The organism is Methylobacterium organophilum (assembly GCF_022179465.1).
Taxonomy (GTDB): domain Bacteria; phylum Pseudomonadota; class Alphaproteobacteria; order Rhizobiales; family Beijerinckiaceae; genus Methylobacterium; species Methylobacterium organophilum.
On record NZ_BPQV01000011.1, the window covers coordinates 1 to 13,639 of the forward strand.

The 13,639-nt window shown below is 70.2% G+C and carries 12 protein-coding genes, 1 other RNA gene and 1 pseudogene; 10 read left to right on the forward strand and 4 right to left on the reverse strand.

Translation table 11 applies throughout. The features are described 5' to 3' along the window. Together MFF21_RS17320 and MFF21_RS17325 are read left to right on the forward strand one after the other, a co-directional pair. A pseudogene (locus tag MFF21_RS17320) lies at positions 1 to 209 on the forward strand (porin family protein); the annotation flags it as partial. Positions 210 to 511: 302 nt separating this feature from the next. After that, on the forward strand, positions 512 to 1,267 hold the full coding sequence (locus tag MFF21_RS17325) for a DUF2076 domain-containing protein (RefSeq protein WP_238312549.1): 756 nt from the start codon (positions 512 to 514) through the stop codon (positions 1,265 to 1,267). A gap of 96 nt (positions 1,268 to 1,363) precedes the next feature. On the opposite strand, the gene MFF21_RS17330 is transcribed toward MFF21_RS17325, so the two are convergent. Next, a complete protein-coding gene (locus tag MFF21_RS17330; protein WP_238312550.1) occupies positions 1,364 to 2,137 on the reverse strand; it encodes a L,D-transpeptidase in 774 nt (257 codons plus the stop codon). Between the two features lie 222 nt (positions 2,138 to 2,359). On the opposite strand from MFF21_RS17330, the gene MFF21_RS17335 reads away from it, so the two are divergent. From MFF21_RS17335 to moaD, 4 genes are read left to right on the forward strand one after another with little or no spacing between them, the layout of a single operon-like run. Beyond that, positions 2,360 to 3,070: a chemotaxis protein gene (locus MFF21_RS17335; RefSeq protein WP_238312551.1), complete on the forward strand. Its 711-nt coding sequence runs from the start codon at positions 2,360 to 2,362 to the stop codon at positions 3,068 to 3,070. A 53-nt stretch (positions 3,071 to 3,123) separates the two neighbouring features. Then, entirely contained in the window at positions 3,124 to 5,175 is a 2,052-nt protein-coding gene (uvrC, locus tag MFF21_RS17340; RefSeq protein ID WP_238312552.1) for an excinuclease ABC subunit UvrC, read from the forward strand. Between the two features lie 59 nt (positions 5,176 to 5,234). Beyond that, positions 5,235 to 5,834 (forward strand): CDP-diacylglycerol--glycerol-3-phosphate 3-phosphatidyltransferase, encoded by a 600-nt coding sequence (gene pgsA / locus MFF21_RS17345; RefSeq protein ID WP_238312553.1) that lies wholly within the window; start codon positions 5,235 to 5,237, stop codon positions 5,832 to 5,834. Between the two features lie 11 nt (positions 5,835 to 5,845). Beyond that, entirely contained in the window at positions 5,846 to 6,097 is a 252-nt protein-coding gene (gene moaD / locus MFF21_RS17350; RefSeq protein ID WP_238312554.1) for a molybdopterin converting factor subunit 1, read from the forward strand. Positions 6,098 to 6,105: 8 nt separating this feature from the next. Here the strand turns inward: moaD and MFF21_RS17355 are convergent, their stop codons facing one another. Both MFF21_RS17355 and MFF21_RS17360 read right to left on the reverse strand, forming a co-directional pair. After that, positions 6,106 to 7,047 carry a metal ABC transporter substrate-binding protein gene (locus MFF21_RS17355; RefSeq protein WP_373325047.1) on the reverse strand — a complete coding sequence of 314 codons (942 nt, stop codon included), beginning with the start codon at positions 7,045 to 7,047 and terminating at the stop codon, positions 6,106 to 6,108. A gap of 69 nt (positions 7,048 to 7,116) precedes the next feature. Continuing rightward, positions 7,117 to 8,655, reverse strand: a complete 1,539-nt coding sequence (locus MFF21_RS17360) for a YifB family Mg chelatase-like AAA ATPase (RefSeq protein WP_238312555.1) — start codon at positions 8,653 to 8,655, stop codon at positions 7,117 to 7,119. A 172-nt stretch (positions 8,656 to 8,827) separates the two neighbouring features. Here MFF21_RS17360 and MFF21_RS17365 point away from each other — a divergent pair, with 172 nt between their 5' ends. From MFF21_RS17365 to MFF21_RS17380, 4 genes are all read left to right on the forward strand, one after another. Beyond that, positions 8,828 to 9,091, forward strand: a complete 264-nt coding sequence (locus tag MFF21_RS17365; RefSeq protein WP_238312556.1) for a PepSY domain-containing protein — start codon at positions 8,828 to 8,830, stop codon at positions 9,089 to 9,091. Positions 9,092 to 9,224: 133 nt separating this feature from the next. After that, an RNA gene (gene ffs, locus MFF21_RS17370) (signal recognition particle sRNA small type) lies at positions 9,225 to 9,321 on the forward strand. A 59-nt stretch (positions 9,322 to 9,380) separates the two neighbouring features. After that, positions 9,381 to 11,207 (forward strand): DNA polymerase III subunit gamma/tau, encoded by a 1,827-nt coding sequence (locus MFF21_RS17375; protein ID WP_238312557.1) that lies wholly within the window; start codon positions 9,381 to 9,383, stop codon positions 11,205 to 11,207. A 201-nt stretch (positions 11,208 to 11,408) separates the two neighbouring features. Continuing rightward, positions 11,409 to 11,732 (forward strand): YbaB/EbfC family nucleoid-associated protein, encoded by a 324-nt coding sequence (locus MFF21_RS17380; RefSeq protein WP_238312558.1) that lies wholly within the window; start codon positions 11,409 to 11,411, stop codon positions 11,730 to 11,732. Between the two features lie 75 nt (positions 11,733 to 11,807). On the opposite strand, the gene MFF21_RS17385 is transcribed toward MFF21_RS17380, so the two are convergent. Then, positions 11,808 to 13,424 (reverse strand): phosphoenolpyruvate carboxykinase, encoded by a 1,617-nt coding sequence (locus MFF21_RS17385; RefSeq protein WP_238312559.1) that lies wholly within the window; start codon positions 13,422 to 13,424, stop codon positions 11,808 to 11,810. Positions 13,425 to 13,639 lie beyond the last annotated feature (215 nt).

The following is a 13,639-nucleotide window of genomic DNA, read 5'->3' on the forward strand; positions in this document are numbered from 1 at the left end:
CGTCCGCCGTGACGCTGAAGGTGGAAGGTCTGTACGTGAACCTCGACCGCGGCTCGGCCGGCAACGGCGCCTTCGCGACCGACACGATCGGCCGCACCGTCAGCGTCACCAGCCCGGGCGTCGTGCTCGTCAGCGGCGGCCGTCAGGTCCGCGATACCGAGTTCGCGGTCGTCCGCGCCGGCATCAACTACAAGTTCGGCTCGTACTGAGCCGAAACGACGAGAAACGATCCCCGCGCGACCGCGCCCGATCCGTTCGGTCGCGCGCACTTCCAGAGAAAGCCCGGCGAGAGCCGGGCTTTTTTCGTTCCGATCCTGCTCCGCCGGCGCAGGAGACGGCTTCCGGCGCTTCCGGGGCCAAGTCCCGCTCTCTCGCAGCAAAAAAATTTCGGTTGGCCGGGCGCTCCGCCCCCGTCGAAAACGCTCAAGCCCCCTGACAATTCGCCCTGCTCCCCCCATCTCCTGATCCGACGCAGGGTGGCGCGGCCGCCTGCCTTCAGGAGGAAGGGTCGATGAACAGCGAAGAACGCGAGATCATCAACGGCATCTTTCAGCGGCTCGAGCAGGCCTCGAACCAGCCGCGCGACGCCGACGCCGAGCGCTTCATCGCCGACAAGCTGCGAAGCCAGCCCTACGCGCCCTACGCGATGGCGCAGCTGATCTACGTGCAGGAAGAGGCGATCAAGAGCCTCAACCAGCAGCTCGAGGAGGCGCGTCGCGCCCCGCAGCCGCAATCGTCCGGCGGTGGCGGTTTCCTGTCCAGCATCTTCGGCGGCGGCTCCCGTCCCGAGCCGCAGCAGCAACGGCCGGCCGGCCAGCCCTGGGGCAATCAGGGCGGCTACGGCGCGGCTCCTCCCCCCGGCTACGGCCCGCAGGGTGGCTATGGCGGCCAGCCCGGCTATCCCCCGCAGGGCAGTTATGGGGGGCCTCAGGGAGGCCCATGGGGCGGCCAGCCGCAGCAGCCGGCCCGGGGCGGCGGCTTCCTCGCCACCGCGCTTCCGATGGCGGCCGGTGCCGCGGGCGGCATGCTGCTCGGCAGCGCGCTCTCCAACGCCTTCGCCGGCGGCCATTCCCAGCTCGGCAGCGCGTCCGCCGCAGGCTTGGCGGGCGGGGGCGAGACCATCGTCGAGAACAACTATTTCGGCGGCGGCAGCGACCAGGATCTCGGTTCCGCCCTCGGCGGCGGCAATGACGGCTTCCAGGACGCCTCCTTCGACGATCCGGGCGCCGATTTCGGCGATGGCGGCGGGGACGACGACTGGGTCTGATCTGGTCTCGCCGCTCGCAGGCGTCCGATGAAGAAAACCCCGCCGCCGGTTTCCCCGGCGGCGGGGGTTTTCGTCGGTCCGTAGAGTCCGGACGGGTCAGAGCACCTCGACCCGCGTGCCGACCGGCGTACGCTCGTAGAGGTCGATGACGTCCTCGTTCATCATGCGGATGCAGCCCGAGGAGACGTTCTGGCCGATCGTGTGCGGCTCGTTGGTGCCGTGGATCCGGTAGAGCGACGAGCCGAGATAGAGCGCCCGGGCGCCCAGCGGGTTCTCGGGGCCGCCCGCCATGTGCCGCGGGAGATCGGGGCGGCGCAGGATCATCTCGGCCGGGGGCGTCCAGTCCGGCCATTCCCGCTTCTGGCTGATCGTCTTGGTGCCCGTCCAGACGAAGCCAGGCCGGCCGACCCCGATTCCGTAGCGGATCGCCTGCCCCCCGGACTGGACGAGGTAGAGGAACTTCGCCTCGGTATCGATCACGATGGTGCCGGGACGCTGCCGGCCCTCGAAGGCGACCACCTGCCGGGCGAAGCGTGCGTCGGGCGCGCGGGCGATTCGTTCCTCGCCCGCCATGTCCGGCGGCAGGGCGGCCATCCGCGTGCGACGGGGCTCGGGCATCGGCCGATACGGATCCGCCGGGTCGGCGGCCGCGTAGCGTGGTGCACCCGGGCCGCCGTAGCCGTAGGCGGCCGAATGGCCGGGCAGTACGCCGTCATCCGGCACCCGCGGGCCACCGCGATAGGCCGGGGCCGGACCGCCGCCCGTCATCAGGAACTCGATGAAGCCGCCGCCATATTGACCCGCGGTCTGCGCCTGCGCGCTCCCGCCCACCAAGAGAAGGGCGAGGGCCGCCCCCACACCTGCACGCATCGCCTTCGCTCCGCTCGTCTTCCGACGGGAGCATCGATTCGGCCTGGCCTCGAAGCGGTGAAGGAACGTGGTGAATCGGGCCGAGGGGCACCCGGCGGATCGGGGATTCGAGATTTTCGTCAACGATGCATGAATTCACACTTCCTCGCCGCGCCTTCAGCAAATCGAAAGCACTCTGCGCGAAGTCTGCGTGTCGACCGCTCTTCGCTCGGGCCGCCTGCCATGATGAACAAACGCTATCGGATCGAAGACAGCCTCGGCCTCGGCACGCCCTCGCCTTCCGGCAGCAACGGCAGTGACCCGCGGGTCGGCGAGATCCTGACCGCCATTCAGGATCTCCGGAAGATCACCCTCTCGAGTGCCGGCGAGACCATCGACGCCTGCCGGCGAGAGCTGAACGAGGCCTTCGCGATGCGGGGCGAGCTCGACCTGATGAAGGAGGCGATCACCCGCACGAAGAAGGAGATCGCGACGCTCCACCGCTCCGAGAGCAACGGCAAAGGCATGCGCCGCGTTGCCGGCGAGCTCGACGCCGTCGTCGAATCGACCGAGCGTGCGACCTCCACGATCCTTGGAGCCCTGGAGGAGATCGAGAACAACGCCAGCATGCTGCGCAGCGCCCGGCTGACGAGAGCGCACCAGGGCAACCTCGACGTCATCCTCGATCGTGTGATCATCGCCTACGAGGCCTGCAACTTCCAGGATCTGACCGGTCAGCGCATCAACAAGATCGTCAACGTGCTCAAGTTCATCGAGGAGCATCTCGACCGGATGATCGAGGCCTGGAGCGGTCTCGACAGCTTCCGCGAACTCCTCGACGTCACCGAGGTCGCCCCCGCCATCGACGACGAGAGCTCCCTCCTCAACGGGCCGAAACTCGCCGAGGACCCGGGCCACGTCGATCAGTGTGATATCGACGCCCTGTTCGACTGACCGCAGCGCGACAGGCTCTTCCAAGCGGATTCGCCGAGCCTTACATCGGCGGCATGAGCCGCGTTGCGCCCCGATCCGCCCACGGAGACGTCCCGCCGGAGAATTTCGACGAGCGGGACGACGAGGACCAGGAAGCCCCTGCCCTCGACGAGGCGCCCGAGATCGACTTCGATTTCGAGCCCGGCGCGGTCAAGGCCGGGACGGAGGTGATCCGGCGGTTCTGGTCGACGCTGCCGCCCTCCCCCGGCGTCTACCGGATGTTCGACGCCAAGGGCGACGTGCTCTACGTCGGCAAGGCCAAGAACCTGAAGGCGCGCGTCGCCTCCTATACCCGCGGCACCGGGCATGTGAACCGGATCGCCCGGATGATCGCCCAGACGGCGGCGATGGAATTCGTCACCACGGCGACCGAGACGGAAGCGCTGCTGCTCGAGGCCAACCTCATCAAGCAGCTCAAGCCGCGCTTCAACGTGCTGATGCGGGACGACAAGTCGTTCCCCTACATCCTGCTCACCGCGGACGGGGACGCGCCCCAGATCGTGAAGCATCGCGGCGCCCGCCGCCGCAAGGGCAACTATTACGGCCCGTTCGCAAGCGTCTGGGCGGTCAATCGCACGGTGAACGCCCTGCAGCGCGCCTTCCTGCTGCGCACATGCTCCGACAGCTACTACGAGAATCGCACGCGGCCCTGCCTGCTCTACCAGATCAAGCGCTGTTCCGGCCCCTGCACGGGGGAGATCTCCCTGGAGGATTATGCCGGGCTCGCCGAAAGCGCCCGGGGCTTCCTCTCGGGCAAGTCGAACGCGGTGAAGGACCGCATGCGCGAGGAGATGGAGAACGCGGCCGAGGCGCTGGAATTCGAGCGCGCGGCCCGCTTCCGCGACCGCATCGCGGCGCTCTCCGCGATCCAGGGCACCCAGGGCGTGAACACGCAAGGAGTCGAGGAGGCCGACGTCTTCGCCCTCGACGAGCAGGCCGGCCAGTTCTGCATCGAGGTGTTCTTCTTCCGGAACTACCAGAACTGGGGCAACCGGGCCTATTTCCCGAAGGCCGACCGGACCATGAGCCCCGACGAGGTGCTCGCCTCCTTCATCGGCCAGTTCTACGACGACAAGCCGGCGCCCCGCACCGTGCTCGTCAGCCACGCCATTGAGGATGCGGAACTCGTTGCCGCCGCCCTGTCCATGCGGGTCGAGCATCGCGTCGAGGTCCACAGGCCGCAGCGGGGCGAGCGCAAGGCGCTCGTCGACTACGCCCAGCGCAACGCCAAGGAGGCGCTGGGCCGGCGCCTCGCCGACACCGCCTCACAGGGCAAGCTGCTCGTGGCCCTGGGCCAGTCCTTCGGCCTCGACAAGGCCCCGCGCCGCATCGAGGTCTACGACAACTCCCACATAATGGGCACGAACGCGGTCGGCGGGATGATCGTCGCCGGTCCCTCGGGCTTCATGAAGACGCATTACCGCACCTTCAACATCAAGTCGGAGGAGTTGGTGCCGGGGGACGATTTCGGGATGATGCGCGAGGTTCTCACCCGTCGTTTCAAGCGCTTAGCCAAGGAGGCGCCGCGGGCGGGCCTCGAAGCGGCTGAGGGCGCCCTCGAAGCCGCCGCCCTGCCCGCTCCGGCGGAGCCGGAGGATCCCGACGCCTTCCCCGCCTGGCCCGACCTCGTCCTGATCGACGGCGGCAAGGGACAGGTCGAGGCGGCCCGCACGGCGCTCGCCGAGATCGGGGTGAGCGACGTGCCCCTCGTCGGAATCGCCAAGGGACGCGACCGCGATGCCGGGCGCGAGACCTTCTTCGTGCCGGGCAAGGCCCCCTTCAAGCTGCCGCCGCGGGACCCGACCCTCTATTTCGTGCAGCGGCTGCGGGACGAGGCCCACCGCTTCGCCATCGGCACGCACCGGGCCAAGCGCAAGCGCGAGATGGTGAGGAACCCCCTCGACGAGATCGCCGGCATCGGGCCTTCCCGCAAGCGCGCGCTGCTCCATCATTTCGGGACGGTGAAGGCGATCCAGCGGGCGGCGCTGGAGGACCTCGCCAAGACGCCCGGCGTCAATGCGGCCACCGCGCGCGCCGTGTACGACCACTTCCATGCCGGGAACTGAGCGCAGCCCGGTCAACGCCGCTGTTGACGCTCCTTTCCGCCCATGATTTCACCCCAGCGATGAACGCCGTCCTTCCCCGACCCCGCTCGCAGGCCTGGACGGTCGCGAATTGCCTCACCTACGGGCGCGTCGCCGCCGTGCCGGTGCTGGCGGCCCTGTTGTTCTGGCCCGACGACGTGCGCCTGCGCTTCGCCGCCTTCGCGGTCTTCGTGGCGGCCGGCGTCACCGACTATCTCGACGGCTATATCGCCCGGGCCTACGCCCAGAGCTCGGCCCTCGGCCGCATGCTCGACCCGATCGCCGACAAGCTCCTGGTCTCCGCCTGCCTGCTGATGCTGGCGGCGGACCACACCATCTCCGGCTTCTCCCTCTGGGCGGCGATCGTGATCCTGTGCCGGGAGGTGCTGGTCTCCGGCCTCCGCGAATATCTCGCCGAGCTGAAGGTCGGCGTGCCGGTGAGCAAGGTCGCCAAGTGGAAGACCACCGTGCAGCTCCTCGCCCTGGGCTTCCTGGTGGCCGGGCCGGCGGGCGAGACGATCCTGCCCGGCACCACGGTCGCCGGGCTGGTCCTGCTGTGGATCGCCGCGGCCCTCACGCTCTATACCGGCTGGGATTACATGAGGGCGGGCATCAAGCACGTCATCGACGACCCGCGCTGAGACCTTTTGCGATGAAGCTCGTCTATTTCGCCTGGGTGCGCGAGCGCATCGGCCGTCCGGATGAGACGGTCGAGCCGCCGCCGGAAACCCGCACCGTCGCCGACCTGGTGGCCTGGCTGAAAAGCCGGGGCGAGGAATATGCCTACGCCTTCGAGAACGAGGCCGTGATCCGCGCCGCCATCGACCGGGTGCACGCCAAGCCCGACAGCCCCATCGCCGGGGCGGGCGAGATCGCGTTCTTCCCGCCGATGACGGGCGGCTGAGTCCCCGTTCAACTCTGTCCGAGGGCCTCGCGGAAGGCCTTCAGGTTGGCGCGCATCATGTCGAGATAGGTCGGCGCCGGGCCGTCCTTCGTCGACAGGGCGTCGGAATAGATCCGGCCGCCGATCCGGGCGCCGCTCTCGCGGGCGATCTGCTCCATCAGGCGCGGATCGGCCACGTTCTCCAGGAACACCGCCGGGATCTTCTCCTGCCGCACCTGGCGCACGATGCGGGCGACGTCCCGCGGGCTCGCCTCGCTGTCCGTCGAGATGCCCTGGGGCGCGATGAAGCGCAGGCCGTAGGCCTCGCTGAAATAGCCGAAGGAATCGTGCGTCGTGATGATCCGGCGCTGCGTGGCCGGGATCGCCGCCACCGCCGCGCGGATCTCGGCATTGAGGGCGTCGAGCTTCGCGAGATAGGCCGTCGCGTTCGCCGCGTAGTCGGCGGCATGGGCGGGATCGGCCTTGGCGAGGCCATCGCGGATGCGCGCCACATAGACCTTCACATTGGCCACGTTCTGCCAGGCATGCGGATCCGCATGCGCCTCCCCGCCATGGTCGTGCCCGTGATCGTGACCCGGCTCATGGCCATGGTCGTGCTCGGGATTGGCGGGCAGCGTCCGGATGCCGTCCGAGGCGGTGACCACGGGCGCCTTGGTGCCGGAGGCCTTGATCAGGCGCTCGATCCAGCCCTCGAAGCCGAGACCGTTGGCGAAGACGATGGCCGCACCGGCGAGCGCCCGCGCATCCTCCGGCGTCGGGTTGTAGCCATGGGCGTCGGCATCCGGGCCGACGAGGCTGCGCACGCTGACATGGTCTCCGCCGACCTGGGACACGAGGTCGCCGAGGATCGAGAAGGTCGCCACGGCTTTCGGCTTGTCCTGGGCCGCGGCCGGCGCGAGCAGGGCCGCGAACAGGGCCAGGGACGCGGCCAGTGCGGTGAGGGAACGAATCGGCAAGGGAATCTCCGCGCCAGTGGGGAGGGCGAGCGTGTAGCGGCCTCCAGGGGACGCGGGAAGCGGTCAGGCCGCGGCGGCCGGCTTGTCCCCGCGCGATCGGTAGGACAGGGCCTCGGCCAGGTGCAGGCGGCGCACCTCGGCCTCGCCGTCCAGATCGGCCAGCGTGCGCGCGACGCGCAGCGTCCGGTGGAAGCCCCGGGCGGAGAGGCGCATCGTCTCCGCCGCCTGCCGGATCAGAGCCGTTCCCTCCGCATCGGGCCGGGCGACCTCCTCGATCAGGGTCGCGGGGCAGCTCGCATTGGTGACGGCGGCCGGCAGGCCGCGCCCGGCATAGCGCTCGCCCTGGCGCCGGCGTGCCGCGGCGACCCGGGCGGCGACCTCCGCCGAGCCCTCCGCCGGCGGCGGCAGGATGAGATCGGCGGCCGTCACCGCCCCGACCTCGAGGACGAGGTCGATCCGGTCGAGGAGCGGCCCGGAGATGCGGGCGCCGTATTGCGCCATGCAGCGCTCGTTCGGCCCGCGCCGGCAGGCATAGCCGGGCTCCAGCGCCTGCCCGCAGCGGCAGGGATTCATCGCCGCCACCAGCTGGAAGCGGGCCGGATAGGTGACGCGATGATTGGCCCGGGCGATCATCACCTCGCCCGTTTCCATGGGCTGGCGCAGGGAATCGAGCACCTGCGGCGTGAACTCGGGCAATTCGTCGAGGAAGAGCACGCCGCCATGGGCGAGGGAGACCTCGCCCGGCCGCGCGTTCAGCCCGCCGCCGACCAGGGCCGCCATCGAGGCGGAATGGTGCGGCTGGCGGAAGGGACGGCGGTTCGAGAGGGCGCCCCCCTTCAGGATGCCCGCCACCGACTGGATCATCGAGACTTCGAGCAGCTCCCGCGGCCCGAGCGGCGGCAGGATCGAGGGCAGCCGCGCGGCGAGCATCGACTTTCCGGCCCCCGGCGGCCCGTTCATCAGCAGGTTGTGGCCGCCGGCCGCGGCGATCTCCAGGGCGCGCTTGGCGCCTTCCTGGCCCTTGATGTCGCGCAGATCCGGCATCGGGCCGTCGAGGGAGGCGACCGCGGGCTCGGGCCGCGCCATCATCTGGCTGCCCTTGAAATGGTTGGCGAGCTGGATGAGCGAGCGCGGCGCCAGCACGTCCATGTCCCCGGCGGCCCAGGCCGCCTCGGGGCCGGTGGCGGCCGGGCAGATCAGGCCGAGTCCCCTCTCGTTGGCCGCCATGGCCGCCGGCAGCACCCCGGCCACTGCCGTGATCGTCCCGTCGAGGGCGAGCTCGCCGAGAACGCAGTAGCCCGCGAGCGCATCCGCCGGCAGCGCGCCGATGGCGCCCATGACGGCCAGCGCGATGGGCAGGTCGTAATGCGAGCCCTCCTTCGGCAGGTCGGCCGGAGCCAGGTTGACGGTGATGCGCTTGGCCGGCAGCGCCGGCCCCGAGGCGATCAGGGCGGAGCGCACGCGCTCCCGCGACTCGGCCACCGCCTTGTCGGGCAGGCCGACCACGGTGAAGGCGACGGCGCCGGGCGCGATCTGGACCTGGACGTCGACCGCCCGTGCCTCGATCCCCTCGAACGCGACCGTCGCGACCCGCGTGACCATGTGCCGAACGATCCCCGCCTTCCCAACAAAGGTTAAGCGGGGCCGGGCCGCCTGTCACAGGGGATGGCGGCCAAGCGCGGGCTTTTCCCAAGCCGGCGCCTCGGCAGTGCAACTGGAACCGGAAACCGCGATGGCCGTTCGCCCGCCAGTTCTATCGTAGAGGAGATCGACCATGACCTTGCGCCCCCTTGCCCTCGCGGTTCTCGGCCTCGCGCTGGCCGCGGGCGGTCCGGCCCTCGCCGACCAGAAGCTTCCGCCGGACCAGCAGGCCAAGGTCGAGGCGCTGCTGAAGCAGGAAGGCTTCACCAAGTGGGACGAGGTCGAACTCGACGACGGCATGATCGAGGTCGACGACGCGATCGACAGCTCGGGCAAGAAGGTCGACCTGAAGATCGACCCGAACACCATGGCCATCGTGAAGCGCAAGGCCGAGTAGGTCGCCGGCGCTCAGCGCCGCGAGGCCGAGCCCCCGCCGCTTTTGGGCGCGGAGGACGAGCGGCGGGTGCGGACCCGGCAACCGGGCCAACGCCCCGCTTGCATCGCCGCGCGGCTGCGGCCATATACGGCGCGGGAGGTTGGCGAGGGACGTTTCACTCGCCAACCGGGTCAGGTCCGGAAGGAAGCAGCCCTAACGAGACCGAGCGGGTCTTTGTCCAGCCTCCCACCTCTCGCCTTGCAGCGAGCGGCCGCTTGAAGCGGCGCCTCCACCCGACATCCGAGCCGGCATGGACGAGACTCGCGGCACGCTGATCGACGAGCCGGGTCTTCCCGGCATGCCGGCTCCCGCTGCGGCGCCGACACCCTATCGGGTGCTCGCCCGCAAGTACCGGCCGCAGACCTTCGACGATCTGATCGGCCAGGGCGCCATGGTGCGCACCCTGGCGAACGCCTTCCGGGCCAACCGGATTCCCCAGGCTTGGATGCTCACCGGCGTGCGCGGGGTCGGCAAGACCACCACGGCCCGCATCCTGGCCCGCGGCCTGAACTATGTCCGCGCGGGCGCGCCCGACAGCGGACCGACCATCGCCATGCCCGAGCTCGGGCTGCACTGCCAGGCGATCATGGAATCCCGGCACATGGACGTGCTGGAGATGGATGCCGCCTCGCATACCGGCATCGACGACGTGCGCGCCATCATCGACGGCATCCGCTACGCGCCGGTCTCGGCCCGCTACAAGGTCTACATCGTGGACGAGGTCCACATGCTCTCGGAGAAGGCGTTCAACGCCTTCCTGAAGACGCTGGAGGAGCCGCCGCCCCACGCCAAGTTCGTGTTCGCCACGACCGAGATCCGCAAGGTCCCCGTCACCATCCTCTCGCGCTGCCAGCGCTTCGACCTGCGCCGCGTCGAGGCGGACACGCTCTCCGCCCATCTGCGCAAGATCTGCGCGGCGGAAAGCGTCGCGATCGAGGACGAGGCGCTCGCGGCCCTGACCCGCGCGGCCGAGGGCTCGGTGCGCGATGCCCTCTCCCTGCTCGATCAGGCGATCGCCCACGGCGCAGGCGCCGTCACCGCGGCGGGGGTGCGCGACATGCTCGGCCTCGCCGACCGCGCCCGCATCGTCGACCTGTTCGAGGCGGTGATGAAGGGCGACGTGCCCGCCGCCTTCGCGGAGCTGCGCGCGCAATACGATGCCGGGGCCGATCCGGCGGTGGTGCTCTCGGATCTCGCCGGCTTCACCCATCTCGTCACGCGCCTGAAGCTGGTGCCGGCGGAGGCCGCCGCGGACCCGACCCTGAGCGAGGCCGAGCGCACCCGCGGAGCCGCCTTCGCGGGCAAGCTCTCGGTGCGGGTGCTGTCGCGGGCCTGGCAGATCCTGCTCAAGGCGGTCCCCGAGGCGCAGATGGCGAGCCGGCCCCTCGCCGCGGCGGAGATGGCGCTGGTGCGCCTCGCCTATGCCGCGGACCTGCCGACGCCCGACGAGACGCTGCGGCGCCTGAAGGGCGAGGCCCTGAGCGCGCCCGCGCCGGCCCCCGTCGCACCCGCCGCCCCCCGCGAGGAGCCCGTCGCGGTCATGCCGCCGCGGATGGACGTGCCGCCCCGGCCGGCCCTGGTCGCCACCAGCGCGGCGCCGCGGGCCATGGCCGAACCCGCCCAGCGGGCGCCGGAGCCCGCCGGCCCGCAGATCCGCCGGTTCGAGGACCTCGTCGCCCTGGCCGACCAGCACCGGGATATCGGGCTGCGGACGGCGCTGGAGCGGGATTGCCATCTCGTCCGCTTCGAGGATGGGCGCGTCGAGTTCCGCCTCGCCCCCGGCGGCCGCCAGACCCTCGCCAACGACCTCGCCCGGGCCCTCGACGCCTGGACCGGGCGGCGCTGGATCGTCGCCCTCTCCAAGGAAGAGGGGGCGCCGACGCTCGAATCCCGGGCGCGCAGCGCACAGGAGACGCGGCACCAGAACGCCGCTGCCCATCCCCTCGTCCGCGAAGTCCTCACCCGCTTTCCCGGCGCCCAGATCGTCGACGTGCGCGAGAAGGTGGCCGACGAGCCTGCGGAACCGGATCTCGGTGCCCTGTCCGATGGGTCCCCCCCCGAGGAGGAGGACGCGTAGGAGGCATTCCGACGCGGTGGCTCAGCTCCGCGCGTTTCGGCAACGATCCGGCCGCGCCTTGGATTCGGGCGGCCCTGCGGTCATGTGAGGGATCGGGATCCCCGCGAGCCGCGGCAAGAACCTTTTCTGCGACGCGCTTCCCGACGCCGGCCGGCGTCTCGTCCCGGGAAGCGACCACGACAGCACCGGAGCGGTCACGACATGCGCGACATCATGGGCATCATGAAGCAGGCCCAGGCCATGCAGGAGAAGATGGCCTCGCTTCAGAGCGAGCTCGACCATGTGGAGGTGGCCGGCAGCTCCGGCGGCGGGGCCGTCGCGGTGCGGATGACCGCCAAGGGGCAGCTCAAGGGCATCACCCTCGACCCCTCCCTGATGAACCCGGACGAGCGCGAGATCCTCGAGGATCTGATCGTCGCCGCCGTGAACGACGCCCGCGCCAAGGCGGAGGCGACCGCCCAGGAGAAGATGGCCGAGCTCACCAAGGGCCTGCCCCTGCCGCCCGGCATGAAGCTGCCCTTCTGATCCTCCGGGAGCACGGAACGGAAACGGCGGCGAGAGGCCCCGCCGCCGTCCTCGGACAGGTCGACCGAAGGCGTCTTACGCCGCGATGGAGGTGGCCGGCTCGGCCGCCTTCACGTCGGCATCGACATGGCTCTCGAAGCGCTTGAAGTTGTCGCGGAACATGCCGACGAGGCGTTCCGCCGTCTCCGCGAAGGCGGCCTTGTTGGCCCAGGTCTTGACCGGGGAGAGGATGTGCGGCTCGACGCCCGGCACCGCGACCGGCACCGCGAAGCCGAAATACGGGTCCCGGCGGAACTCGGCCTTCGACAGGGAGCCGTCGAGGGCGGCGGCGAGCAGCCGCCGGGTCACGCGGATCGGCATGCGCCGGCCGGTGCCGACCCCGCCCCCGGTCCAGCCGGTGTTGACGAGCCAGCAATCGACGTCGTGCTTGGCGATCAGCGCCCGCAGCAGGTTGCCGTAGGTGCTGGGATGGCGCGGCATGAAGGGCGCGCCGAAGCAGGTGGAGAAGGTCGCCTCCGGCCCCGTCAGCCCCCGCTCCGTCCCGGCGACCTTGGCGGTATAGCCGGAAATGAAGTGGTACATCGCCTCGGCGCCGGTGAGCTTGGCGATCGGCGGCATCACGCCGAAGGCGTCGCAGGTCAGCATCACGATGTTCTTCGGGTGCCCGGCCCGGCCGGTCGCACTCGCATTGGCGATGAAGTCGAGCGGGTAGGCGCAGCGGGTGTTCTCCGTGCGCGAGGCATCGTCGAAATCCGGGCGGCGCGTCATCGGATCGATCACCACGTTCTCCATCACCGTGCCGAAGCGCTCGGTGGTGGCGTAGATCTCGGGCTCCGCGTTGCGCGACAGGCGGATGGTCTTGGCGTAGCAGCCGCCCTCGAAGTTGAAGATGCCTTCCGGGCTCCAGCCATGCTCGTCGTCGCCGATCAGCTGGCGCGAGGAATCGTTCGAGAGCGTGGTCTTGCCGGTGCCGGAGAGGCCGAAGAACAGGGCCGAGTCGCCGGCCGCGTCGAGGGCGGCATTGGCCGAGCAGTGCATCGGCATCACGCCCGCCCCGGGCAGGATGTAGTTGAGGTAGGTGAAGACCGACTTCTTCATCTCGCCGGCATAGGCGGTGCCCCCGATCAGGACGATCTTCTTCGAGAAGTCGATGGCGATCACGGTCTTGGTGCGGCAGCCGTGCCGGGCCGGATCCGCCTCGAAGCTCGGCAGGTCGATGATCGTCAGCTCGGGCACGTAACCCGCGATCTCCTCGCGCGCCGGCCGGATCAGCAGGTTGCGGATGAAGAGGGAGTGCCAGGCGAATTCGGTGAAGACGCGCGCCTTCACGCGGTGGGCCGGATCGGCGCCGCCGTAGAGATCCTGCGCGAACAGCTCCCTGCCCTCGGCATGGGCGAGGAAGTCTCGATGAAGCACCGCGAACTGCGCCGGCGTGATCGCGCCGTTGTTCTCCCACCAGATCTCGTTCTCGGTGGACGCGTCGCGCACGACGTACTTGTCCTTGGGCGAGCGGCCGGTATGGCTCCCCGTGGTGGCGACCAGCGCGCCGCCCTGGGCGAGCTCCGCCTCGCCGCGGCGCAGGGCCTCCTCGTAGAGGCGCGGCGCCTCCAGGTTCCAGTGCACGGCCTTGAGATGGCGCAGGCCGGAGGCCTCGGCCCCGTGGCCCTGGTTGAATTCGCCGGTATTGGTCACGTTCGCTCTCCCTGGGCCCCTGATCGCGCCGGCCGGCCGCCGCTCCCGGCGTCGGTCTCGTTCGATGAAGGCGTCCACGCGGTCGTTCAGGACCGCCGCGCGCAGGTTCACCGCCTCATCGCCACAACCGGGATATCGGACCGACCTTAGCCGTCAACCGAACTTTGGACGGAGATCCGATCGCGCCGAACCCAATCGAGGTAGAATTTTTGGAC

Coding starts and splice junctions, on each gene's coding strand:
- MFF21_RS17325 (WP_238312549.1), top strand. CDS start 512: ATGAACAGCGAAGAACGCGAGATCATCAACGGCATCTTTCAGCGGCTC.
- MFF21_RS17330 (WP_238312550.1), bottom strand. CDS start 2,137: ATGCGTGCAGGTGTGGGGGCGGCCCTCGCCCTTCTCTTGGTGGGCGGG.
- MFF21_RS17335 (WP_238312551.1), top strand. CDS start 2,360: ATGATGAACAAACGCTATCGGATCGAAGACAGCCTCGGCCTCGGCACG.
- uvrC (WP_238312552.1), top strand. CDS start 3,124: ATGAGCCGCGTTGCGCCCCGATCCGCCCACGGAGACGTCCCGCCGGAG.
- pgsA (WP_238312553.1), top strand. CDS start 5,235: ATGAACGCCGTCCTTCCCCGACCCCGCTCGCAGGCCTGGACGGTCGCG.
- moaD (WP_238312554.1), top strand. CDS start 5,846: ATGAAGCTCGTCTATTTCGCCTGGGTGCGCGAGCGCATCGGCCGTCCG.
- MFF21_RS17360 (WP_238312555.1), bottom strand. CDS start 8,655: ATGGTCACGCGGGTCGCGACGGTCGCGTTCGAGGGGATCGAGGCACGG.
- MFF21_RS17365 (WP_238312556.1), top strand. CDS start 8,828: ATGACCTTGCGCCCCCTTGCCCTCGCGGTTCTCGGCCTCGCGCTGGCC.
- MFF21_RS17375 (WP_238312557.1), top strand. CDS start 9,381: ATGGACGAGACTCGCGGCACGCTGATCGACGAGCCGGGTCTTCCCGGC.
- MFF21_RS17380 (WP_238312558.1), top strand. CDS start 11,409: ATGCGCGACATCATGGGCATCATGAAGCAGGCCCAGGCCATGCAGGAG.